This is a genomic window from Halorubrum rutilum (assembly GCF_042665015.1).
GTDB lineage: Archaea > Halobacteriota > Halobacteria > Halobacteriales > Haloferacaceae > Halorubrum > Halorubrum rutilum.
The window spans coordinates 149,296-170,825 of sequence record NZ_JBHTBL010000004.1 but is presented as its reverse complement, the minus strand read 5'-3'; the positions used below and the strand labels follow the sequence as shown (position 1 = coordinate 170,825).

General features: G+C 72.3%; 21 protein-coding genes. 13 read left to right on the top strand and 8 right to left on the bottom strand.

Annotated elements, in window-relative coordinates; translation table 11 throughout:
- Positions 1 to 115 precede the first annotated feature (115 nt).
- Positions 116 to 1,090: an aldo/keto reductase gene (locus ACFQMF_RS05095; protein ID WP_256408906.1), complete on the bottom strand. Its 975-nt coding sequence runs from the start codon at positions 1,088 to 1,090 to the stop codon at positions 116 to 118.
- A 145-nt stretch (positions 1,091 to 1,235) separates the two neighbouring features.
- Here ACFQMF_RS05095 and ACFQMF_RS05090 point away from each other — a divergent pair, with 145 nt between their 5' ends.
- Positions 1,236 to 2,063: a DUF8054 domain-containing protein gene (locus tag ACFQMF_RS05090; protein WP_256408642.1), complete on the top strand. Its 828-nt coding sequence runs from the start codon at positions 1,236 to 1,238 to the stop codon at positions 2,061 to 2,063.
- Between the two features lie 165 nt (positions 2,064 to 2,228).
- Entirely contained in the window at positions 2,229 to 3,599 is a 1,371-nt protein-coding gene (locus ACFQMF_RS05085; protein ID WP_256408643.1) for a glycoside hydrolase family 68 protein, read from the top strand.
- On the opposite strand, the gene ACFQMF_RS05080 is transcribed toward ACFQMF_RS05085, so the two are convergent.
- Positions 3,593 to 5,743, bottom strand: a complete 2,151-nt coding sequence (locus ACFQMF_RS05080; protein ID WP_256408644.1) for a GH32 C-terminal domain-containing protein — start codon at positions 5,741 to 5,743, stop codon at positions 3,593 to 3,595. The two genes, ACFQMF_RS05085 and ACFQMF_RS05080, sit on opposite strands and share 7 nt — an antisense overlap.
- A 201-nt stretch (positions 5,744 to 5,944) precedes the next feature.
- Between ACFQMF_RS05080 and ACFQMF_RS05075 the strand changes: the two genes are divergently transcribed.
- From ACFQMF_RS05075 to ACFQMF_RS05065, 3 genes are all read left to right on the top strand, one after another.
- Complete coding sequence (locus ACFQMF_RS05075; RefSeq protein WP_256408645.1) at positions 5,945 to 6,985, top strand: NAD(P)-dependent alcohol dehydrogenase; 1,041 nt, start codon at positions 5,945 to 5,947, stop codon at positions 6,983 to 6,985.
- Positions 6,986 to 7,051: 66 nt separating this feature from the next.
- Positions 7,052 to 7,534: a hypothetical protein gene (locus ACFQMF_RS05070; RefSeq protein WP_256408646.1), complete on the top strand. Its 483-nt coding sequence runs from the start codon at positions 7,052 to 7,054 to the stop codon at positions 7,532 to 7,534.
- 22 nt (positions 7,535 to 7,556) lie between these two features.
- Positions 7,557 to 8,729, top strand: a complete 1,173-nt coding sequence (locus tag ACFQMF_RS05065) for a thiamine pyrophosphate-dependent dehydrogenase E1 component subunit alpha (RefSeq protein WP_256408647.1) — start codon at positions 7,557 to 7,559, stop codon at positions 8,727 to 8,729.
- Between the two features lie 27 nt (positions 8,730 to 8,756).
- Here ACFQMF_RS05065 and ACFQMF_RS05060 read toward each other — a convergent pair whose 3' ends face one another.
- A complete protein-coding gene (locus ACFQMF_RS05060) occupies positions 8,757 to 10,115 on the bottom strand; it encodes an NAD(P)/FAD-dependent oxidoreductase (protein WP_256408648.1) in 1,359 nt (452 codons plus the stop codon).
- A 362-nt stretch (positions 10,116 to 10,477) separates the two neighbouring features.
- Between ACFQMF_RS05060 and ACFQMF_RS05055 the strand changes: the two genes are divergently transcribed.
- Positions 10,478 to 11,704 carry a pyridoxal-phosphate dependent enzyme gene (locus ACFQMF_RS05055; RefSeq protein WP_256408649.1) on the top strand — a complete coding sequence of 409 codons (1,227 nt, stop codon included), beginning with the start codon at positions 10,478 to 10,480 and terminating at the stop codon, positions 11,702 to 11,704.
- Positions 11,705 to 11,788: 84 nt separating this feature from the next.
- Here the strand turns inward: ACFQMF_RS05055 and ACFQMF_RS05050 are convergent, their stop codons facing one another.
- Positions 11,789 to 12,640: an SDR family oxidoreductase gene (locus ACFQMF_RS05050; protein WP_256408650.1), complete on the bottom strand. Its 852-nt coding sequence runs from the start codon at positions 12,638 to 12,640 to the stop codon at positions 11,789 to 11,791.
- A 92-nt stretch (positions 12,641 to 12,732) separates the two neighbouring features.
- Between ACFQMF_RS05050 and ACFQMF_RS05045 the strand changes: the two genes are divergently transcribed.
- The 4 genes from ACFQMF_RS05045 (at position 12,733) to ACFQMF_RS05030 (ending at position 16,034) form a co-directional block, all read left to right on the top strand.
- A complete protein-coding gene (locus tag ACFQMF_RS05045; protein ID WP_256408651.1) occupies positions 12,733 to 13,323 on the top strand; it encodes a GNAT family N-acetyltransferase in 591 nt (196 codons plus the stop codon).
- 74 nt (positions 13,324 to 13,397) lie between these two features.
- Positions 13,398 to 13,799 carry a cytidine deaminase gene (gene cdd, locus ACFQMF_RS05040; protein ID WP_256408652.1) on the top strand — a complete coding sequence of 134 codons (402 nt, stop codon included), beginning with the start codon at positions 13,398 to 13,400 and terminating at the stop codon, positions 13,797 to 13,799.
- A gap of 91 nt (positions 13,800 to 13,890) precedes the next feature.
- On the top strand, positions 13,891 to 14,772 hold the full coding sequence (locus ACFQMF_RS05035; RefSeq protein WP_256408653.1) for a nucleoside phosphorylase: 882 nt from the start codon (positions 13,891 to 13,893) through the stop codon (positions 14,770 to 14,772).
- A gap of 80 nt (positions 14,773 to 14,852) precedes the next feature.
- Entirely contained in the window at positions 14,853 to 16,034 is a 1,182-nt protein-coding gene (locus ACFQMF_RS05030; protein ID WP_256408654.1) for an NAD(P)/FAD-dependent oxidoreductase, read from the top strand.
- A 164-nt stretch (positions 16,035 to 16,198) separates the two neighbouring features.
- Here ACFQMF_RS05030 and ACFQMF_RS05025 read toward each other — a convergent pair whose 3' ends face one another.
- On the bottom strand, positions 16,199 to 16,732 hold the full coding sequence (locus ACFQMF_RS05025; RefSeq protein WP_256408655.1) for an Rrf2 family transcriptional regulator: 534 nt from the start codon (positions 16,730 to 16,732) through the stop codon (positions 16,199 to 16,201).
- Between the two features lie 88 nt (positions 16,733 to 16,820).
- Entirely contained in the window at positions 16,821 to 17,132 is a 312-nt protein-coding gene (locus ACFQMF_RS05020; RefSeq protein WP_256408914.1) for a hypothetical protein, read from the bottom strand.
- 104 nt (positions 17,133 to 17,236) lie between these two features.
- On the opposite strand from ACFQMF_RS05020, the gene rocF reads away from it, so the two are divergent.
- The gene (gene rocF / locus ACFQMF_RS05015; protein WP_256408656.1) at positions 17,237 to 18,145 is read left to right on the top strand and encodes an arginase; all 909 of its coding nucleotides are present in this window, start codon (positions 17,237 to 17,239) and stop codon (positions 18,143 to 18,145) included.
- A 27-nt stretch (positions 18,146 to 18,172) separates the two neighbouring features.
- Here the strand turns inward: rocF and ACFQMF_RS05010 are convergent, their stop codons facing one another.
- Positions 18,173 to 18,469, bottom strand: coding sequence for a DUF7565 family protein (locus tag ACFQMF_RS05010; protein WP_256408657.1), 297 nt, complete (start codon positions 18,467 to 18,469; stop codon positions 18,173 to 18,175).
- Between the two features lie 260 nt (positions 18,470 to 18,729).
- On the opposite strand from ACFQMF_RS05010, the gene ACFQMF_RS05005 reads away from it, so the two are divergent.
- The gene (locus tag ACFQMF_RS05005; RefSeq protein ID WP_256408658.1) at positions 18,730 to 19,521 is read left to right on the top strand and encodes a PHP domain-containing protein; all 792 of its coding nucleotides are present in this window, start codon (positions 18,730 to 18,732) and stop codon (positions 19,519 to 19,521) included.
- A gap of 73 nt (positions 19,522 to 19,594) precedes the next feature.
- Here the strand turns inward: ACFQMF_RS05005 and ACFQMF_RS05000 are convergent, their stop codons facing one another.
- On the bottom strand, positions 19,595 to 20,107 hold the full coding sequence (locus ACFQMF_RS05000; RefSeq protein ID WP_256408659.1) for a metal-dependent hydrolase: 513 nt from the start codon (positions 20,105 to 20,107) through the stop codon (positions 19,595 to 19,597).
- Positions 20,108 to 20,254: 147 nt separating this feature from the next.
- Here ACFQMF_RS05000 and ACFQMF_RS04995 point away from each other — a divergent pair, with 147 nt between their 5' ends.
- On the top strand, positions 20,255 to 21,358 hold the full coding sequence (locus ACFQMF_RS04995; RefSeq protein WP_256408660.1) for a pyridoxal phosphate-dependent aminotransferase: 1,104 nt from the start codon (positions 20,255 to 20,257) through the stop codon (positions 21,356 to 21,358).
- Positions 21,359 to 21,530 lie beyond the last annotated feature (172 nt).

Below are 21,530 nucleotides of genomic sequence, written 5' to 3'. Positions count from 1 at the left end.
CGCCACCGACCGGTTCCCGCCGCCGATCGACCCTCGCCACCAACCGGTTCCCGCCGCCGATCGGCCGGTGTCGGACGCGGTATCGACGCGCGTTCCCGGGCCGATCCCCCTCGGATCAGTCCTTTCCCGGGGCGGGCCACCGCGGCGTGATCGGGGCCTCGATCCGCGACAGCTCCTCGTCGGTCAGTTCGACGTCGAGCGCGCCGACGTTCTCTTCGAGGTGCTCCGCCTTCCGCGGCCCGATGATGGGCGCGTCGACGACCTCCTTGTGCAGCAGCCACGCGAGGCTCACCTGCGCGGGCGTCGCCCCCTTCGCGTCGGCGATGTCCCGGACCGCCTCCAGCACCGCCCAGTTCTCCTCGGTGAACCGCCGCGCGGTGTAGTCGTCGGTCGCCGCCCTCCCGGACTCGGGCTGCTGGTCCCGCGAGTACTTCCCCGTCAAGAAGCCGCCCGCGAGCGGCGACCACGGGAGCACGCCGATCCCCTCGGCGGCGCACACCGGTAACACGTTTGCCTCCTCGTGCCTGTCGACGGCGTTGTACTCCGGCTGCATCGAGACGAACCGTTCGCGGTTCTCGACGTCGGCGGCGTACAGCGCCCGGGCGAACTTCCACGCCGGCATCGTGCTCGCCCCGACGTAGCGGACCAGCCCCTCGTCGACGAGGTGGTCCAGCGCCGAGAGCACCTCCTCGACGGGCGTGTCGTCGTCCCAGCGGTGGATCTGATAGAGGTCGATGTAGTCGGTCCCGAGCCGGTCGAGCGACGCCTCGGCCTGGTCGAGGACGTGCTTCCGCGAGAGCCCGCGCCCGTTCGGTCCGTCTCGCATCCGGTGGTACACCTTCGTCGCGACGACCAGCTCCGAGCGGTCGTATCCCTCGATCGCCCGCCCGACGATCTCCTCGCTCTCGCCGCGCGAGTAGACGTTGGCCGTGTCGAGGAAGTTGATCCCGAGCTCCAGCGCGCGGTCGATGATCGCCCTCGACTCCGACTCCTCGTGGATCATCCACGGCTCCTCCGTGCCGAAGTTCATGCACCCGAGCGCCAGCCGGGATACCTCCAGTCCCGTCTCGCCGAGCGTGGTGTACTCCATGTCGGTCATCGCTCGCGCTACCAGAGGGAGCGATAAAAAAACCACGCGGCTGGACCGGCGCGCGGGAGAGCGTCGCTTCCGACGACCCCGACGGGAGGCGACGCCGGCGCAACGTTGATACCGCGACGGCGGATAGCTCGCGGGGATGCGTTCGTCGTTCGGGGCTCGACTGCGCCGGCCCGAGCACACCGGCGAGAACCGCTGTTGGCCGTGCACGGTCGTGAACGTCGCGCTCGTCGGCGTCTGCGCCGGAGGACTCGGCGTTGCCGTCGCCCCGTTGGTCGGCGTCGCCGCCGCGGGAGGCGGCCTCGCGCTGGTCTGGCTCCGGGGGTATCTGGTCCCGGGGACGCCTCGGTTCGCGCCGCCGCTCGTCGCCGCGCTTCCCGGGGGAGCGGCGGTGTTCGACGAGGCGTCGGCGGGGACGGGCAGTCCTCCGAACGAGGGGGGATCGCTCGGGACCGCGGACGGTCCGGACGACCCCGAGGACCTGCTCGCGCGCCTCGTCGAGAGCGGCGTCCTCGAAGTAAACGACGGGACCGTCGTCCCCACCGCGGCGTTCGACGAGCGGTGGCGCGCGGAGATGGACGAGCTGCGGGAGCGGACCACGGCGGAGCTGGCCCGCGCCGCGCTCGACGCCTCGCCGGCGGCCGAGGGGAGGGCGGTCGACGGCGAGTGGGTCGCGCTCTCGCCCGAGGGCGGCGGCGTCGTGGACGAGACCTGGCTCTCCCGTCCGGTGGCGATCGCCGAGGTCGCCGGCTACCGCGCGACCGGGTCGTTCCTCTCGGACGACGGGACCCGGTTGGCGGCCGCCCGGACGAACCGGATGCTGCTCGACGACTGCCCCGACTGCGGCGCCGCGCTGGAGCGGGGAACGGACATGTCGTGTTGCGGCGGTCACACCGGTCCCGGCGAGGAGCCGTCTCCGACGCTCGCCTGTCCGGACTGCGAGGTCCGGCTGTACACCTTCGACTGAGCCGGCCGGGCGCCCCCGACCGTGGCGGAGCAGCCCGCGTCGGGCGGAACGGGCGGGGACGGGGTCTCGCCCTCGGACGACCGTGCAGAGGGGCGGGGACGCGGCGCGGCGGAGCTCGGACCGGGACCAATAAGTGAACCTGCCACGGACGGGGCCGTAACCGAAATGACTGAGAACGACGCCGGCGCCCGGCGCGACGCGGAGGGCTGGCGGCCGCCGCGGTGGACGCGGTCGCAGGCCGCGCGGATCGAGCGCACGCCAGAGACCGTCGCGCCGGTCATCGAACCGCCCGCGGAGGACCCCGCCGCGGACCTCCACATCTGGGACACGTGGCTGCTTCGGGACCGCCACGGGGAGATCGCCGAGGTCGACGGCTGGCGGGTGCTCTTCTCGCTGACCGCCCCGGAGGAACTGCTGCCCGGGAAGCGTCACGACGTCGCCGAGATCCGGTTCTTCTACTCCCGGAACGGGACCGAGTGGCACGGCGGCGAGCCCGTCTTCGACGCCGACGCGCTCGGGCAGCGCCAGTGGGCCGGCTCCGCGCTGTACGACGACGGCGACCTCTACCTCTACTACACCGCCGCCGGCGACGAGTCGGCCGAGGAGCTGAACTACAACCAGCGCATCGCCGTCGGGCACGGCGGCCGGTTCGCGGCCGACGACGACGGCGTGCGGAGCGAGGGCCCCTGGACCCACGAGGTCCTCCTCGAACCGGACGGGGAGTGGTACGAGAGCGAGGACCAGTCGCGGGGGATGATCTACACCTTCCGCGACCCCTGGTTCTTCGAGGATCCGAACACCGGCGAGACGACCCTGCTGTTCGAGGCGAACACGCCGGTCCCGACCGACAGCGGGCGATGCGGCGGCGACGAGGCCCAACAGGAGTTCAACGGGAGCGTCGGCGTCGCGGCGTCGCGGAGCGGCGACCCCCTCGACTGGGAGCTCGAACCGCCCCTCCTCGACGGCGTCTGCGTCAACCAGGAGCTCGAACGCCCCCACGTCGTCGCCCGCGACGACCGATACTACCTCTTCTTTTCGAGCCACATGCACACGTTCGCGCCCGGGCTCCGCGGCTTCGACGGCCTCTACGGGTTCGTCGCCGACTCGCTCCGCGGGGAGTACGAACCGCTGAACGGGTCCGGGCTGGTCGTGGCCAACCCGGCGGGAGTCCCCTTCCAGGCGTACTCGTGGATGGCGTTCCCATACCGCGACGAGGTGCTCGTGCAGAGCTTCTACAACTACCGCGAGTTCGCCGGCGAGTCGCTCGACGGGATCGCGGACCTCTCGGAGGCCGAACAGCGACGCCGGTTCGGCGGCACGCTGAGTCCGACGCTCAGGCTCGATGTCGGCGACGACCGGACGCGCATCCACGGCACGCTCGCCCACTGGCACATTCCCACGGCGCGCGAGGAGCTCCCGGCCACCGACGGGTATCGACCGCCGGACGACGTCGACCCGGACGAGGGGTACGTGGACCGCCCCGACACCCGGATGGACCGACACCGCACCGGCAGGTACCCGCGGAACGGCTACTGAGGCTCCGCGTCGGTCCCCGCCGAGGCGGGTCGCGTCGGCGGCGTGATCGCGGGTTCGAGCTCCCGGATCTTGAGGGCGGAGACGGTCGCCCGCCCCCCCTCGGCCCTCACCGACAGCCCCGTGCTGTCCGCGTCGGGGTACACCCGGCTCGTGAGGCAGTGCCGGTCGTTCGCGAACAGCTCGATCACCGACCCGTCGAGGAACGCGCGGAGCGACAGCGGCTCGTCGTACGGCGTCACGGGCATCCGTTGTGCGTCGCTCGCGCCGATTCCCTTCCGGCTCGACGCCGCGCGGTCGACCGTCAGCTCGTTCTCCCGCGTGTAGCGGATCGCCGTCCGCTCGTCGCGGTCCGCGGACTCGAACACCGAGAGCTCGAACGCCGAGGCGTCCTCCAGCGACACCTCCAGTTCGACCTCCAGCGTCCGGCCGCTCGCCTCCAGCGCGTGGCGGTCGTCGTCGACGACCGGCGGGACCGCGGCGGGCAGATCGCGCCGCCGGAGCCGGTCCACCTCGGCCGCGGGTCGCTGCCGGAGCCGGCCGTCGTCGCCGAGCGAGAGCACCCGCGGGAGCGAGAGCGCCCCGGACCAGCCGGACTCCCACTGCGCGCTCGCGTCGCGCGTCTCCGGGAGCCACCCCCACGTCAGGTGTCGGTCACCGTCCCGGAGCGACTGCGGGGCGTAGAAGTCGCCGTGGTCGAGCAGTCCGCGGTGGGCGACGTCGAACTCCCCGTCCGCGACCGTCCCGAGGAAGTAGACGACGTCCTCGTAGTTGGAGACGTGAAGGAGCGAGCGATCGCCGAGGTCCAGCAGCTCGGGACACTCCCAGACGGCCCCGTGGCCGTCGTCGCCGGTCAGCAGCGGCCCCTCGTACGTCCACTCGCGGAGGTCCGGCGACGCGTACAGGAGGGCCGTGCCGCCCCGGTCGGCGATCCCGCTCCCGATGAGCTGGTACCACCTGTCGCCGTCCCTCCAGACCGCGTGGTCGCGGAACTCGATCTCCCAGTCCTCGGTGGAGAGGAGGTCGAGGTCGGACGGCGGCTCCTCGATGACGGGGTTGCCCGGGTCCTTGTCCCACTCCGAGAGGTCAGGGTCCGCGCTCGTCGCGAGACACGGGAGCTGCCACCGCCCGTCGCCGCCGGTGTAGAGGACCGTCGGCGTCCCGCCGTCGTCGACCGCGCACCCCGACCAACACCCGTGCCGGTCGGGGCCGTCCGGCGACGGCGCGAGCGCGATCGGCTCGTCGCTCCAGTGAAGCAGGTCGTCGCTGACGGCGTGGCCCCAGTGGATGGCGTTGTGAAACGGCCCCGCGGGGTTGTACTGGTAGAACAGGTGGTACCGCCCGTCCCAGCGGATCAGGCCGTTCGGGTCGTTCAGCCAGTTCGCCGGCGGCGTGAAGTGATAGCGCGGCCGCGCGGAGTCGTCGGCGAACGCCCGGCGCATCGCCGTCAGCTCGTCGGCCGTCTTCGGGCGACCGGGCTGGTCGCCGGCGGCGACCGCGGACAGGCACCCGGAGACCAGCTCCGAGCGCGCGTCGGCGACGGACGGGTCGGCGGGCTCGTCGAACGCCAGCGGCGCGCCGACGCCGACGACGCCGCCGCCGCGGTCCCACGAGACGACCGTCATCTCGTTCGGCACGTCCCGGTCGCCGCGGAGGGTCGACGCGAGCACCTCGCCGCGCGCGGGGACGACGGCCTCGTAGCGGGCCGTCGGGACCGCCCCGCGGTCGCAGGTCGGAACGCGGATCGAGTCGAACGCCGCGATCGCTCGGTGGTCGCCGTACAGCGTCCGCCAGAGCACGCCCGTCGGCTCGGCGACGCTCTCGACGCCGACGGCGTCCGGGGCCACCGGGTCGATCCCGAGGTCGTCGACGGCGGCCATCGCCCGAAGGGTGAGCAGCAGCCCCCCGCCGTCGTCGAGGAAGGCGTCGACGGCGTCCGTCGAGCGCGTCGAGAGGGGGTCGTCTCCGAGCGGCGCGTCGCGGTGCCACCACAACACGTCGCAGCCGTCCGTCGCCTCGCCGACCTCGGCGAGGGGAACCCGCACGGCGTCGACCGGCCGCTCCTCTAACCACGCCAACGCCGCCCGCTGTTCGTCCGACGGCGCACCGTCGCAGACGAATCCGACCCGTGTCCCGTGGCCAGCCATGTGGGATACAATTCGGTGCCGAGTGAAAGTCGTACCGTCTCCGGGTCAGACGGGCGCGCGGAACCCTCCGCGACGGGACGAGTCGTTGACGCCCGGAACCACTCGACGAGACGAGTCGTCGACGCTCGGAACCACTCGACGGGACGGATCGCCGGTACCATAACGAACGTTTATGACGGAGGCTGTGAGACAATACGTCACATGCAAGCCGCCAGACTCCACGAGTACACCGACGACATGAGCGAGGGGCTGACGATCGACGAGGTAGACCGACCGCACGCGACGGGCGCGAGCGACGTGATCGTCGAGGTCGAGGGCGCGGGGTGGTGTCAGACGGACAATCACATCATCGAGGGGATGTGGGAGGAGTACGTCCCGCAGGACCTCCCGATGACGCTGGGCCACGAGAACGCCGGCACCGTCGTCGAGACGGGCGAGGACGTCGAGATCGTCTCGGAGGGCGACCCCGTGATCTGCCACCCGGTCCAGACCTGCGGCACCTGCCGGCCCTGCCGGCTCGGCGAGACGATGTACTGCGAGAACGACGCGTTCAACGGGCTCACCGTCGACGGCGGCTTCGCCGAGTACCTCCACACGGGCGAGCGCTCGGTGATCCCGCTGCCGTCCGGCGTCGAACCGATCGACATCGCGCCCCACGCCGACGCCGGGATCACGGCGTACCACGCCGCGAAGAAGGCGGTCGCCGACCTGAACCCCGGCGACCACGCGGTCGTCATCGGCGTCGGGGGGCTGGGCCACATCGGCCTGCAGTGCCTCGACGCGATGAGCGCGGCCCGGATCACCGCGGTCGACCTGAAGGAGTCCGCGCTCGACCTGGCCGACGGCTACGGCGCCGACCACCTGATCAACCCCTCGGAGGCGGACGTCCCGGCCGAGATCGAGGGGATCACCGACGGGACGGGGGCCGCGCAGGTCCTCGACTTCGTCGGCGAGGACGTCACGACCGCGTACGCGCCCGACATCACCGCCGCCGGCGGCGACCACCACATCATCGGCTACGGCGGCCACGTCCACGAGCCGGCGCAGGCGCTGGTGAACGGCGAGTTCTCCTTCGTCGGCAACATCGTCGGCCGGTACGCGGAGCTCCAGGAGCTCGTCGCGCTCGTCGAGCAGGGCGACGTCGACCTCCACACCAGCCGGTACGACCTCGGCGACGTGAACACGGTCGCGGAGAAGCTCGAACACCGCGAGATCGACGGGCGCGCCGTGATCACGCCGTGATCCGATAGCTCAAATCCGCGTTTCACCCACGCCAAACGCTTTCCCCCCGGCCCGCGAGCCCCGGGTATGGGCGATTCGCTCGGATCCGAGTCGAGGCTCTCGTCGTCGCAGCGGTGGGCGCTGCTCGCCGGCGGCTACGCGTTCGGCTGTGCGACCCTCACGGCGGTCCTGCTCTCCAGCGCGCTCGGCCTGTTCGCGGAGGTGATCGGGCTCCCGACCGCCTTCGCGATGCCGCTCCTCGCGGCCCCGGCGCTCGTCGCCGGCGCGAGCGTCTGGTGGGCGCTCGTCGAGCGGCCGGGGACCGTCACGTACCTCCGCGGGGCCGCGTTCGGGCTGGTCAGCGCGCTCGTCACCGGGGGCTTCTGGACCGCTCGGTTCGCGTCCGTCTGGAGCGTCGAGATGCTGACCGCCGGTCCCGTCCCGCTGCTCGTCGGGTTCGTGTTCGGCGCGGTCGCCGTCGCGGGCGTCCTCGTCGGGCTCCCCTTCGCGTTCGTCCGTCGCCGGAGTCGGGAGCGGTCGGCGGCCGCCGCGACCGCTAACTCCTTGTGATCGGCGCGCACACCGATCGCGTATGGACGAGAACGGTACCGGCGCGAACGCGCCGGCGGACGCCGCCGCGCACGGGCGCGAGGACGCGACCGATCCGCTCGCGGACGCGGACGTCTTCAGGGTGCTCGGGCCGGACGGCGGTCCCCTGCCGGACGCGACGGTCCCGGACCTCTCCGACGAGCGGTTCCGCGCGATCTACCGCGACCTGGTCACCACGCGCCGCTTCGACGAGCGCGCGGTGAGCCTCCAGCGACAGGGGCGGATCGGGACGTACGCGCCCTGCGCCGGGCAGGAGGGGTCGGCGGTCGGGTCGACCCACGCGCTCGCCGACCGCGACCTGATCAGCTACCAGTACCGCGAACACGGCGCGGTCGTCGTCCGCGACCTGCTCTCGGCGTACCTCCCCTACTGGATGGGCCACGAGTCCGGGACCGAGGCGATCGCCGACGGCAACGTCTTCCCGCTGAACATCGGGATCGCGGCGCACCTCCCGCACGCGGTCGGCGCCGCCTGGGCGTTCGACTACCGAGACGAGGACCGCGTGGTCGCCGCGCACTTCGGCGACGGCGCGACGAGCGAGGGCGACTTCCACGAGGCGATGAACTTCGCCGGCGTCTTCGACACGCCGACCCTCTTCTGCTGTCACAACAACGGCTGGGCGATCTCGATCCCCGAGTCGCGCCAGACCGCGAGCGACACCTTCGCGGAGAAGGCGGCCGCCTACGGCTTCGAGGGCGTCCGCGTCGACGGGATGGACCCCCTCGCGAGCTACGCGGTCACGCGGGAGGCGGCCGAGCGGGCGCGGGGCGACGCGTCGGACGGTGACACCGCCCGTCCGGTCCTCGTCGAGTTCGTCGAGTACCGGTTCGGCGCGCACACCACCGCCGACGACCCGACCGCCTACCGCGACCCCGACGACGTGGACCCGTGGCGCGCGCTCGACCCGCTCGACCGCATGGAGGGCTTCCTGCGGGAGACCGGGCGGATCGACGACGAGGGGGTCGCGGCGATCCACGACGCGGCGGACGAGGTCGTCGCCGACGCGATCGACGTCGCGGAGTCGGTCGAGGCCGACCCGAGCGACATGTTCGACCACGCGTACGCCGAGCTCCCGCCCGAAATTCGGCGCCAACGCGACGAGCTGCTCGCGGCGGTCGACGAGCACGGGGAGGCGTCGTTCCGGCGGGAGGAGTAGGGGCGCTCGGGGAGCGTCCCGCGGCGGCTACAGGTGCTCACCGGCCGCGGCGGCCGCCCGCCTGCCGCTCTCCAGCGCGCCCTGGATCGACGACCACTCCGTGTAGTCGCCGGCGAGGACGACGGGTCCCTCGGGGTCGTCCGGGTCCGGGAGGTCGGCGTGGACGCCCGGCGGCTGCGCGAACTGCGCGAACCGGAGCCGGTGGACGTCGAGCGTCTCCAGTCCCTCGAAGGCGCGCTCGGGGAACCACGCTTCCAGCGCGTCGCGGACGTCGTCGCGGAGCGCGTCGGCGGGGCGGTCCAGCGACCCCTCGCCGAGGAACGTCGCCGCGAGCAGCGCACGGTCGTCGGGGGCGTACTCGGGCGCGACCTCGGACATCGGGACCACGGCGTTCGGCGACTCGGTCGCGGCGTTGAGCAGTATCCGCCCGCCGGTCTCGAACGACTCCCCGGCGGGGAGCGCGTACCAGCCGGTGACGTTCGGCACGCCCTCGGTCGGGATCGACCCGACGCCCGTGAGGCGCCGGGCCTCGGGCGGGGTCGCCGCGACGACGACCGCGTCGGCCTCGCGCGTCGAACCGTCGGCGAGTTCGACGGTGGCGCCCTCGGCGTCGCCGCTCCCGGTCCGGAACGGGATCCGCCCTTGTCTCGCGATTCGAACCGACTCCACGTCCTCGCCCGTCTCGATGTCGACGCCGGCCTCCCGGGCGCGGGCGGCGAGCGCCTCGGGGATCGCGGCCATCCCCTCGGCGGGGACGCCGATGCCGCCGCGGCTCATCGCGCGGAACGTGTACTCGAACACCGCCTTCGAGGTCGCGAGGCTCCGGTCGAGCGTGATCCCGCCGTAGAACGGCTCCACGAAGTGCTCGACGTAGTCGTCGGCGAACCCCCAGTCCCGCAGGTACTCGCGGATCGGGGCGTCCCGTCCGGCGAAGAAGTCGTCCTCGTCGCGCTTCGAGAGGTCGTACCGCAGCGCGAGCGTCCGGAGCTTGTCGGAGAACGACACCTCGTCGTTCAGGAGCGAGGGGATCGCGCCGCGAGGGTCGCGAAGCGGGTCCGAGAGCGTCGAGCGCGACCCCGGCCGGCAGATGGTCGCGCCCGGCGCGAACGTCCGGAGGTCGAGGCCGTCGGCGTCGAGCCCGCCGGCGTCGAGCTCGCCGGTGTCGAGCTCGCCGGCGTCGAGCTCGCGCTCGACCGCCGGGTAGCTCGTGAACAGCACCTGGAAGCCGCGGTCGAGCGTGAAGCCGTCGACCGTCTCGCTCCGCACGCGCCCGCCGACTTCGGGGCGTCGCTCGTACAGCGTCACGTCCGCGCCCGCCTCGGCCAGCCGGCTCGCCGCGACGAGCCCCGCGAGCCCGCCGCCGACGACGGTGACGTCTCCGGTCATACGTGAGGTATCGAGTTGTGGGTTTATAAGCGCCTGCGAGTCGGGTCCGTCGCGGTGACCAGCCCGAAGCCCCAGCCGCGGGGAGGCCGTACGCTCGCTGCGCTCCTCGCTCGGTCACTCCGTACCTTCGCTGCGGTGCTTGGCGTCGCCTACGGCCTCCCCGCGGCTGCCCCTTCGAGTCCCACCCCGCGCAGCGCGGCACCGCAGCCTCACACCTCCCCACCCTCGTCAGTCGCCTCCGCTTCGCTCCGGCGACTGACTCCCTCGCGGACGGTTCGCGGTCGCCGATGGCGACCGCTCACCGGCGCGCCACCGCATCCGGGAGTGAGAAGCGATTAGTCGCCGCCGCCGCAAGGGTTCGTATGGAGTCGACGGAGACGACGACGGCGTTCCGCGGGCTGGAGAGTCGCGCGTCGGGGCGCGTCCACGAGACGGCCGACCCGACGGCGGTGTCGGCCGAGGAACAGGCGCGGGGGCTCGACCCCGCCTACGACTACGACGCGGTCGACCCGGAGGCGCTGCTGGCGGGGCCGCGCGACGGACCGGCGGGGGCGGGCCGCGGCCACTGGCGCTTCGACGCGCTGCTCCCGTTCCCGGCCGGGACGGCGCTCTCGGCGGGCGAGGGCGCCACGCCGCTGGTCCCGACGGAGCGGCTCGCGGACGTGCTCGGCGTAGAGTCGGTGTATGTCAAAGATGAGGGACGGAATCCCACCGGAACGGTGCTCGACCGCGGGCTCTCGGTCGCGCTCACCGCGGTCGCGGCGCGGGCGTCTGAGGGTGCCGACGTCGAGCCGCTCGCGTGCGCGAGCCCGGGCAACGCCGGGCAGTCGATGGCGGCGTACGCGGGGCGGGCCGACCTGCGCTCGTACGCGTTCGTGCCCTCCCGGTGCGCCTTCTCGAACAAGGCGATGACGAACGTCCACGGCGGGGACATGCGCGTGGTCGGCGGACGGTTCCCGGACGCGGCCGCGGCGGTCGACGAGCAGCTGGAGACAGAGTACACCGACCTCGGCGAGTTCGCGACGCCGTACCGCCACGACGGCGTGAAGACGCTCGCGTTCGAGCTCGTCGCCGACCTCGGCGAGGCCCCAGACGTCGTCGTCGTCCCGACCGGGTCCGGCGAGGTGATCGCCGGCGTTCACAAGGGGTTCACCGAGCTGGAGCGGGTCGGCGCGATCGGCGCGGTCCCGCGGATCGTCGCCGCGCAGGCGGCGGGCTGCGCGCCGATCGCGGCGGCGGTCGAGCGCGGCCTCGACGAGCCGGAGCCGTGGGAGACGCCGGACACGATCTGCGGCGAACTGGAGATCGCCGACCCCGCGGGGGGCGCGGCCGCGGTCGAGGCGGTCGCGGAGAGCGGGGGGACCGCCGTGGGCGTCGAGGACGAGGACGTGCTCGCGAGCGCGGTCGCCGTCGCGCAGAACGAGGTGATGGAGATGGGCGCCACCGGCGGCGCTGCTCCGGCCGGCGCGTGGGCGCTCAAGGAGGAGGGGTTCTTCGACGGAACGGAGACGGTCGTCCTGATCAACAGCGACGCCGGGCTCAAGACGCCGGACGTGCTCCGCAGCCACCTGATGGGACAGGGGATCTGAGCCGCGGTCGACGCCGTCCGGTCTCCTCATCGCCGACGGCACTCCTCGCCGGCGAGCGCCGCCGAGAATCAGGGCCGCCGGGGATCAGGGCCGCCGTTCGAACTCCGGGTCGAACAGCCGCGCCGACATCGGCGCCGGGTCGCCCTCGGTGAGGTTGTACCCGGAGAAGTCGGTGACGCCCGCCTCGCGGAGCAGCTCCTCGTCGTAGAAGCTGTTACCCGTACACTCCGCCGGATCGCGAGCGAGGATTTCGAGCACCGCGTCGGAGACGACCTCGGGGGTGCGCCAGTCGTCCTCGGTCCCGAGCCCGAAGTAGCGCGTCGCGCGGGTGTCGATCGTCGTCACCGGCCAGAAGGTGTTACAGCCCACGTCGTCGCCGGCCAGCTCCTCGGCGAGCGAGAGCGTGACGAACGACATCCCGAGCTTCGACCACGCGTACGGCGCCTTCCCCGGCGACCGGTCGGTCGTGACCGGGGGCGCGTTCGTCAGCAGCCACGCCCCGTCGAGGCCCGCGAGGTGGTCGGCGAACGCGTGCGCGACGAGGTGGGTCCCCCGGACGTTCACGTCGGTCAGGAGGTCGAAGCGGTCGGCCGGCAGGTCGGCGATATCCGCCAGCTGGATCGCGCTCGCGTTGTTGATCACGACGTCGACCTCGCCGAACCGGTCGATCGACTCCTCGACGACGGCCTCGACGCGGTCCTCGTCCCGGAGGTCGAGTTCGAGCGCGAGCGCCTCCGGCCCGCGCTCGCGCACCTCGCGGGCCGTCTGCTCGACCGACCCCTCCAGCTCGGAGTCGTCGGCGTCCGTCGTCTTACCCGTCGAGACGACGTTACAGCCGTGATCGGCGAGAGCGAGCGCGATCCGCTTGCCGATGCCGCGAGTGGCTCCGGTGATAAAGGCCGTCGAGCCGGCGAGGTCGGGGGCCGCGAGTGCCATGGCTCCGATCCGGCCGACCGGCGTATAGTTCCCCGTGTCGAGGCCGCGCGACCCAGGGAACCGTTTTTACGTCGGCCCGCGTACGTGCGGACATGTACGTCCGCGACGCCAAGAACCGTGACGAGGCGTGGTTACTGGACGCGATCGAGCGGCTCGGGCTCGACGACGTCGCCTTCCGGTCACGGGACTACGTGATCGCGGTCGACCAGGAGTCGGGCGACCGGGCCGGGTTCGGCCGGCTGCGCCTGCACCGCGGCGACGAGGGCGAGGAGAACCGGATCGAGCTCACCGGGATCGGCGTGCTCCCCGAGTGGCGCGGCCGGGGCGTCGGCGCGCACGTGGTCGAGCGCCTCGTCGACACCGCGGCCGCGGACGGGTTCGAGACGGTGTACGTGCTCACCGACCAGCCCGACTACCTGACCCAGTTCGGCTTCGAGGCGGTCGACACCGACGCGCTCCCGCCGGCGCTCTCCGACCGGCTCGACGAGAAGCGCGAGTTCCTCGGCGGGGGCGTCGTCGGCCTGCGGCTCCCGGTCGACGAGTTCGAGATGCCCGACCGGTTCCGCGAGGCGTTCAAGGAGGCCGAGCCGGCGGCGGCCGCCGAAGAGGAGACGACGGAGTCGCCGGAGGACTTCGGGATCGATCCCGAGTCGGCCACGTACAAGTACGACACCGGACGCTGAGGCCGAGTGGGACCCGGCGCGCGACCCGCCCCCGCGACCCCGGCGCTTATCGCCCCGCCGACCGACGGCCGGGTATGGACCTGATCGAGGCCGCGCGCGACGCGCTCGACGACGCGCACGTCCCGTACTCCGAGTACCGCGTCGGCGCCGCGCTCCGGACCGCCGACGGCACGGTTTACACGGGCTGTAACATCGAGAACGCGAACTACTCCAACAGCCTCCACGCCGAGGAGGTCGCGCTCGCGGAGGCGGTGAAGGACGGCCACCGCGAGTTCGACCGCATCGCCGTCGCCTCCGGCGTCCGCGACGGCGTCACCCCCTGCGGGATGTGCCGGCAGACGCTCGCCGAGTTCGCGGCCGACGACCTCGTCGTCGTCTGCGACGAGGGCGGCGGCGAGACCAGCGAGTACACGCTGGGCGAGCTGCTCCCCAACACCATCTCCGAGGGCACGCTCGACGACGCGAGGGGGGCCTGAGGGCGGGAGGGGCCCGCCGAACGACCGGGGATCTCCGACGGACGGCCGCGAGGCGGAACCCCTTTGAAACGGCTCGCCGAAGGGCGGAGACATGACCGACGACGAGGCCCCCCACGAGACCGCCGGCGACGGCGGCGCCGACCCCGACGGCGCCGCGGGCGGCGACAGCGAGGACCCCAACGACGACGTCCAGTACCACGTCAAAGTGGGGCCCGGCGACGTCGCGGACGCGGTGCTCCTCCCCGGCGACCCCGAGCGCGTCGACAAGGTCACCGCGCTGTGGGACGACTACGAGGCGGTCGCGCACCACCGCGAGTACCGCACCGCGACCGGGACCTACGGGGACGCGCCGATCTCCGTGACCTCCACCGGGATCGGCTCCCCGTCGGCCGCCATCGCGGTCGAGGAGCTCGCGAGGGTCGGCGTCGACACGTTCATCCGGGTCGGGTCCTGCGGCGCGATCCAGCCCGGGATGGAGGTGGGCGACCTCGTGATCACGACGGGCGCGGTCCGCCAGGAGGGGACGAGCGACGAGTACGTGCGCGAGGACTACCCGGCGGCCGCCGACGGCGAGGTCGTCTCGGCGCTCGTCGCCGCCGCGGAGCGGCTGGGGTACGACTACCACACCGGCGTGACGATGAGCGCCGACTCCTTCTACGCCGGGCAGGGCCGCCCCGGCTTCGAGGGGTTCGAGGCGGCGGGCTCCGACGAGCTGGTCGCGGAGCTGCGGGAGGCGAACGTGAAGAACATCGAGATGGAGGCGTCGGCGATCCTCACGATCGCGAACGTCTACGGGCTCCGCGCCGGCGCGGTCTGTTCCGTCTACGCGAACCGCGTGACCGGGGAGTTCCGGACGGAGGGCGAGTCGCGCGCGGCCGAGGCCGCGAGCCTCGCCGTGAAGCTCCTCGCGCGGATGGACGAGGTCAAGCGGGAGGCGGGCGCCGACCGCTGGCACGCCGGGCTCTCGCTGTAGACCGGAAGCGGTCCGCCGGTCTCCGCCGCCGTCACGGACGTTCCAAAGCGACTTTACCCGCGCACCGCGGAGCGGCAGGCATGAGTACACAGGTCGTCGTCGTCGGCTCCGGGTACGCCGGCGCAGGGGCGGTGAAGGCGTTCGAAGACGAGGTCGGCGAGGGCGAGGCGGAACTCACGTGGATCTCGGAGCACGACTACCACCTCGTCCTCCACGAGGTCCACCGCGCCATCCGCAACCCCGCGGTCGCGGACAAGATCACGATCCCCGTCGACGAGATCAAGTCGCCCGAGTCCGACTTCGTGCAGGGCCGCGTCGTCGACGTCGACACGGACGAGCGCGTCGTCGAGACCGACGACGGGACGACCGTCGACTACGACTACCTCCTCCTGGGCGTCGGCTCCACGACCGCCTTCTTCGGCATCGACGGCCTAGAAGAGCACGCCCACCAGCTCAAGGGCCTCGACGACGCGAAGGCGATCCACGAGGACGTGCGGTCGGCCGCGGCCGACGCGACCCGCTCCGACCCCGCCGAAGTGGTCGTCGGCGGCGCCGGGCTCTCCGGCATCCAGACCGCGGGCGAGGTCGCGGAGTACCGCGACAAGCACCGCGCCCCGATCGAGATCACGCTCGTCGAGGGGCTCGACGAGGTCTTCCCCGGCAACGACCCGCAGCTCCAGGGCGCGCTCCGCCAGCGGCTGGAGGACGCCGACGTGGAGATCCTGACGGGCGACTTCATCTCGGAGGCCGACGAGGACGCGGTCTACCTCGGCGGCGGCGACGGAGAGGAGCCCGAGGAGCTCCCCCACGACGTCCTCGTGTGGACCGGCGGCATCACGGGCCAGCCGGAGCTGGAGAACGTCGACGTCGAGAAGGACGAGCGCTCGAACCGCGTCCACGCCGCCGCCGACTTCGCGACCAGCGACGACCGCGTGTTCGCCATCGGCGACACCGCCCTCGTCGAGCAGGGCGACGACGAGGTGGCGCCGCCGACCGCGCAGGCCGCCTGGCAGGCCGCCGAGGTCGCCGGCGAGAACCTCGCGCGGGCCGCCCGCGGCGCGCCGCTCCAGTCGTGGGAACACAAGGACAAGGGGACCGTCATCTCGGTCGGCGAGGAGGCGGTCGCCCACGACGTGATCGGGATGCCGATCAAGACGTTCGGCGGCACCCCGGCGAAGCTCCTGAAGAAGTCCATCGCGGTGCGGTGGATCGCGAAGGTCTCCTCGGCCGGGCGCGGCGTGAGCGCGTTCGGCGACATGTAGGGCCGGCGCGTACGACGCGGTCGAAGCGGCTTTTCGCGCTCGCGAGGGTTGGATTCGGCAGCGACGGCGCCCGGGCTCTCGGCGGACCTCTGGCTCTCGGCGGCCGAATGAGAAGAGAGGCGAGGAGAGAGGAAGGGAGAGGGGTCGGCGTCGGCGGCGAGCGGTCAGTGTTCGGCGGGCTCGTCGGGGGCGCGCATGTCGTCGATCCGGAGGATGAGGATGTTCGCGGTGTCGTCTTTCCCGTCGACCGTCCCGTCGATGACGAGCTTCGAGAGCGGCGTCGGACCGACGGTGACGGAGTCGCCCTCGTGGAAGTCCCGGACGGAGCCCTGAACGTGGATCTCGGCGCGGCAGAGCTCCGGGTGGTGGACGCTGGAGAGGTCGATCCCGTCGACGTTGACGCCCGTTACCTCCTCGCCCTCGTGGAAGATGGGGACGTCCGCGGGCTCGTCCATGCGCTGGATGTCGAGCGCCTCGTAGGCGTTCGAGGTGGGCTTGTAGCCGCCCTTCGGGCCGGGGACGCCCTCGACCAGCTGGAGGGCCTTCAGGCTCTGCATCTGGTTGCGGATCGTGCCGGGGTTGCGGTCGACCTCCTCGGCGATCGCCTCGCCCTTGACGGCGTCCTCCTGTTCCCCGTACAGGTTGATGAGGGCCGTGAGGATGCTTTTCTGACTGGATGTGAGCTCGATCGATGACATGGACGCGAATAGATGGCCGCACCGCTTAAATGCGATGGAAGGCCGTTATAAACGATCGCGCGGATTCCGCGTTCGCCGCCGTCGACGGCTACCCTCCGTATCGCCGGCGGAGCCGGACGTACGCGAGGGGACTGGAGAGCGCGACGGCGACGCCGACGCCGATCAGGGCCAGCCCGAGGTCGCTGACGAACAGCGCGACCCCGGCGCCGACGAGCCCGATCACGGCCCCGGTGAAGGCGACCGCGATCATGGCGCCGACCGGTTCGACGTCGCTGCCGGCGACGTCGGCGGGATCGAACTCCGGGGGCGCGTCGCCCGCGCCGAGGTCGTCGTCGTCAGTGTCCTCGTCGGGACCGGCGTCGTCATCGACGGGACCGGAGCCGCCGTCTGAACCGCTCATACCGGCCAATCGGGGCGCGGCGGCAAAACCGTGTGCGATCGCGTCCGATCGGTCGCCACCGCGGGACCGCACCATTCAAGCGTCGGGGCGTCGCGCGGGCTGGTATGACCACCGTCAGGATCATCGGCGCGCCGACCGACTACGGGGCGAACCGACGCGGCGTGGATATGGGGCCGTCGGCCATCCGATACGGCGGGCTCGCCGACCAGCTCGCGAGCGCGGGCGTCGGCGTCGTCGACGCGGGCGACCTCGCGGTCCCGCGCGCCGAGGAGCGCGACCCCGACGCGGACGCGCCGAGCGCGGGGAAGGCGAAGTTCCTCCGGGAGACGGCCGACGTCTGTCGGCGCCTCGCGGACGAAGTGAGCGGGACGCTCGCCGACGGCGCGGTCCCGCTCGCGCTCGGCGGCGACCACTCGATCGCCATCGGCTCGCTCGCGGGCTCCGCGCGGGACGCCGACGTCGGCGCGGTGTGGTTCGACGCCCACGCCGACCTCAACACGCCCTCGACGACTCCCTCGGGGAACGTCCACGGGATGCCGCTGGCGGCCGCGCTCGGCCTCGACGAGTTCGCGGGGTCGGAGTGGGCGAACGCGCCCGGGCTCTCGCCGGAGAACGTCGCGCTCGTCGGCCTGCGCTCCGTCGACGAGTCGGAGGTCGAGGTCCTCCGCGAGCGCGGCTTCGCGGCGTACACGATGTCCGACATCGACGAGCGCGGGATCACCGAGGTCACCGAGGAGGCGATGGCGACCGCGGGCGACGGCGTCGACGGCGTCCACGTCAGCCTCGACCTCGACTGGCTCGACCCCAACGAGGCGCCCGGGGTGGGGACGCCCGTCCGCGGCGGGGTCACCTACCGGGAGGCCCACAGCGCGATGGAGATCGTCGACGACGCCGACTCGCTCCAGTCGATGGAGCTGGTCGAGGTGAACCCGACGCTCGACCAGCACAACGAGACGGCCGAGCTCGCGACGGAGCTGGCGGCGAGCGCGTTCGGAAAGCGGGTGCTGTGGTGAGGGCCGGCGGAGCGAGGGGGGCGCCGCTCAGACGCCGCGGTCGAGCTCGTCGACGACGCGCTGGAGGTCGGCCTCCCGTTCGACCTCCCGCTTGATCTCCTCGCGGCGGCGGACCGCCGCGGAGTCGGCGTCGTACGCGCGGACGAACTCGGCGCGGGTGTGCTCGTCGAACGCGTGCCGGATCGCGAAGTAGCCGTCCGGGACGATCGTGCCGCACACCTTGCACTCGTGGCGCTGGTGGCCGTCGGTCTGGTGGACGATGGCCGACTCCACGTCGTCGAAGGCGGCGTCGCAGCCGTCGATTCCGCACGTCCAGCGGGGCATGATTCCCCGTCTCGCCCGCGGGGGATTAACCGTTTCCCCCGCGAGTCTTCCTTCACTCACTCCGTTCGTTCAGTCGTTCCCTCGCGTGGTCCCGTTCGGTACGCTCACGAGACCCCCGCGCGGCGGTGGGGGAGAGCGTCGGGGCGCGCCGGGACGGCGGCCGCGACCGCCGGCGTCCGACGCGTCCGCCGTCGCCGGACCCGGATCCCCTCGGAGTCAAACGATACGCCTTTGCTCGGGGACGCACACCGTCCGGTACCGTGACCCGATCGAGAACGCGCGTCGACGCCCACGTGAAGGTGCTCGACGACGACGTCGTGGCCCTCGCGAAGGAGCGGGGGATCGACGCGCTCGTCTACGCGCCGCACTTCACCCGGCTGACGACGGTCCGGGAGCGCGCGGCCCGGTACGCCGACGACGACCTGACGGTCGTCCCCGCCCGAGAGGTGTTTACCGGCGACTGGGGGAACCGCCGGCACCTCCTCGTCCTCGGCCTGGAGGACCCCGTGCCCGACTACATCACCTTCGAGGCGGCGATGGCCGAGTTCGATCGGCAGGACGCCGCCGTGCTCGTCCCGCATCCCGGCTTCGCCACCATCTCGCTCACCCGACCGGAGATCGCGGCCCACGCCGAGCGACTCGCCGCGGTCGAGACGTACAACACCAAGCTCCTTCCGCACCAGAACACCCGGACGCGGCGGATCGCCGAGGTGACCGACATGCCCGGCTTCGGCTCCTCGTACGCGCACCTGCCCGGCACCGTTGGGGAGGCGTGGACCGAGTTCGACGGCGACCTCGACGACGCCGACGCCGTCGTCGACGCCTTCCGCGAGGATCGTCCCCGGACCGTGGTCCACCGCGGCGGGGTCCGCCATCAGCTCCGCGGGCTCCTGGAGTTCGCCCACCTCGGCTACGAGAATACGTGGGAGAAGCTCGACCGCCTGTTCCTCTCCGGCGACGAGCCCACCCTCCCGACGAACGTCGTCTACGAGGGGCGGTTCAACGACGTGAGCGTCTACTCCGGGACGCTGTCGGACTACCGGCCGAAGTGAGGGCGTCGCCGCGTCGCGACCACGCCGACGGGACCGAAGCGAAGCGGACCGCGCCGAACCGAACAGAAACCGCTCAGATCCCGATCCCGGCCGCCGCCTCGCTCGCCGCCCGGGTCGCGGCCGAGACGTCTAGGTCGAGCGTCACGACGTAGGTGTGAAGCGCCCAGAACGCCGCCAGCTCCACCGCCGTGACGACCACCGTGACGAGGTCGGCGTACTTGCTGCTCGTCGTCACGCCGGAGGGGAGGCCGAACTCCCTGTCGGACAGGGGGTGGAACAGCGCGATGCCGCGCCGGCTCCCGACGACGTCGAGGAGGTAGTGGGTCAACACGCCGATCCAGACGTACTGGAGGTTCCCGAACACGATCGGGTACGCGAGGAAGATCCCGAGCACCGGGAGGCTGTGGAGCGTCTTCCGGTGGCGGCCGAAGGCGGTGTCGACGTCGGGGAACAGCGCCCCCAACACGATCGGAACGGTGATCTCGGCGACGGTCCGCGCGGTGGCCGCGCCGAGGCTCGGCTCGATGACGAAGCCGAGTCCGATCGCGAGCAGCAGGGCGTTGAGGACGTGGCCGCGTTTGTTCATACCACCGCGTGGCCGGGGCCGTAGGTGAAACCACCGGATTCCGGCGGTCGGGAAGGTGGTCGGCGCGTCGCTCGGACCGCCGAACGGATCCCTCACGCGCAGACGGGGAGTCGAAAGAGCCACGGGAGACGCCGCCCAGCGGTCCGTATGGAGTACGAGGAGCCGAAGTTCTTTCACGTGATGCAGTACGCGGCCGCGGCCGACGGCGACGTCATCGACATGGTGAGCGGCAACCCCGACTGGGAGCCGCCGGCCGCGCTTCGAGAGGCGCTCCGCGACTACGCCGACCTCCCGCCCGACGACTTCCAGTACCCGCCGAGCGAGGGGTTACCGGAGCTCAGGGAGGCGATCGCCGAGCGCCGGAACGTTGACGCCGACCGCGTCGTCGTCACCAACGGGACCGGCGAGGCGAACTACCTCGCGATGGCGCGCGCGTTCGAGCGCGGCGCGGGCGACGAGGCGGTCCTCACCGACCCCGTCTACCCGTACTACCCGGGGAAGGTGGACATGCTCGGCGGCGAGGCGACGCTCGTCCCGACCGAGCGCGACGGCGGCCTCGACCTCGCGGCGATGCGCGAGGCCGCGAGCGACGACACCGCCCTGATCGCCCTGAACACGCCGAACAACCCGACCGGAGCGATATACGACCTCGACGCGGTCCGCGAGGTCGTCGAGATCGCGCACGCGGTCGACGCCCTCGTGATGGTCGACGAGGTGTACGACCACTTCGACCTCACCGGCGAGTTCGAGTCGGCGCTGACGCTCGACTCCGACCGGGTGATCGTCACCAGCGGCTTCTCGAAGTCGATGGCGATCACCGGGTTCCGGGTCGGCTACGGGGTCTTCCCCGAGGCGCACGTCGGCGAGGCGAAGACGCGACACATGCTCGTGAACGTCGCCGGCGCGCGCCCCTCGCAGTACGCGGTCCACCACGCGCTCGCGGAGACGCCGCCGGGCTACTACGCGGAGGCCCGGGAGCTGCTCGCCGACCGCGTCGACGCCTTCACCGACGCGCTCGACGCGGCCGGGGCGGAGTACAGCCGCCCCGAGGGCGCCTTCTACGTCCTCGCGCGCTTCGAGGGGTTCCCCGGGACGATGGCGAACGTGAAGCGATTGGTCGACGAGGCCGGGGTCGCGGGGATGCCCGGCGAGGCGTTCGGCAGCGCGCGCGACGAGTGGATCCGGTTCGCCCTCGTCACGCCCCGGGCCGTCGAGGCCGCGGAGCGACTCGCCGACTACTTCGGCGACTGATCCGGAGACGAATTGCGGTGGCGCGTGCCGATGAGCGCCCGGAGGGCGCGAATCGCACGCGCGAGGGACGCGGCGAGCGAGGGCGACCGGAGGGAGTACCGAGCGAGCCGCGAGGCTGGGGAGGTGTGAGGTGCGGTCGCGGTGCTGTGCGGGTGGGGCTCAAAGGGGCAGC

Coding starts and splice junctions, on each gene's coding strand:
- rocF (WP_256408656.1), top strand. CDS start 17,237: ATGACCACCGTCAGGATCATCGGCGCGCCGACCGACTACGGGGCGAAC.
- ACFQMF_RS05025 (WP_256408655.1), bottom strand. CDS start 16,732: ATGTCATCGATCGAGCTCACATCCAGTCAGAAAAGCATCCTCACGGCC.
- ACFQMF_RS05030 (WP_256408654.1), top strand. CDS start 14,853: ATGAGTACACAGGTCGTCGTCGTCGGCTCCGGGTACGCCGGCGCAGGG.
- ACFQMF_RS05095 (WP_256408906.1), bottom strand. CDS start 1,090: ATGGAGTACACCACGCTCGGCGAGACGGGACTGGAGGTATCCCGGCTG.
- ACFQMF_RS05080 (WP_256408644.1), bottom strand. CDS start 5,743: ATGGCTGGCCACGGGACACGGGTCGGATTCGTCTGCGACGGTGCGCCG.
- ACFQMF_RS05085 (WP_256408643.1), top strand. CDS start 2,229: ATGACTGAGAACGACGCCGGCGCCCGGCGCGACGCGGAGGGCTGGCGG.
- ACFQMF_RS05035 (WP_256408653.1), top strand. CDS start 13,891: ATGACCGACGACGAGGCCCCCCACGAGACCGCCGGCGACGGCGGCGCC.
- ACFQMF_RS05000 (WP_256408659.1), bottom strand. CDS start 20,107: ATGAACAAACGCGGCCACGTCCTCAACGCCCTGCTGCTCGCGATCGGA.
- ACFQMF_RS05060 (WP_256408648.1), bottom strand. CDS start 10,115: ATGACCGGAGACGTCACCGTCGTCGGCGGCGGGCTCGCGGGGCTCGTC.
- ACFQMF_RS05090 (WP_256408642.1), top strand. CDS start 1,236: ATGCGTTCGTCGTTCGGGGCTCGACTGCGCCGGCCCGAGCACACCGGC.
- ACFQMF_RS05050 (WP_256408650.1), bottom strand. CDS start 12,640: ATGGCACTCGCGGCCCCCGACCTCGCCGGCTCGACGGCCTTTATCACC.
- ACFQMF_RS05045 (WP_256408651.1), top strand. CDS start 12,733: ATGTACGTCCGCGACGCCAAGAACCGTGACGAGGCGTGGTTACTGGAC.
- ACFQMF_RS05070 (WP_256408646.1), top strand. CDS start 7,052: ATGGGCGATTCGCTCGGATCCGAGTCGAGGCTCTCGTCGTCGCAGCGG.
- ACFQMF_RS05065 (WP_256408647.1), top strand. CDS start 7,557: ATGGACGAGAACGGTACCGGCGCGAACGCGCCGGCGGACGCCGCCGCG.
- ACFQMF_RS04995 (WP_256408660.1), top strand. CDS start 20,255: ATGGAGTACGAGGAGCCGAAGTTCTTTCACGTGATGCAGTACGCGGCC.
- cdd (WP_256408652.1), top strand. CDS start 13,398: ATGGACCTGATCGAGGCCGCGCGCGACGCGCTCGACGACGCGCACGTC.
- ACFQMF_RS05010 (WP_256408657.1), bottom strand. CDS start 18,469: ATGCCCCGCTGGACGTGCGGAATCGACGGCTGCGACGCCGCCTTCGAC.
- ACFQMF_RS05020 (WP_256408914.1), bottom strand. CDS start 17,132: ATGAGCGGTTCAGACGGCGGCTCCGGTCCCGTCGATGACGACGCCGGT.
- ACFQMF_RS05075 (WP_256408645.1), top strand. CDS start 5,945: ATGCAAGCCGCCAGACTCCACGAGTACACCGACGACATGAGCGAGGGG.
- ACFQMF_RS05055 (WP_256408649.1), top strand. CDS start 10,478: ATGGAGTCGACGGAGACGACGACGGCGTTCCGCGGGCTGGAGAGTCGC.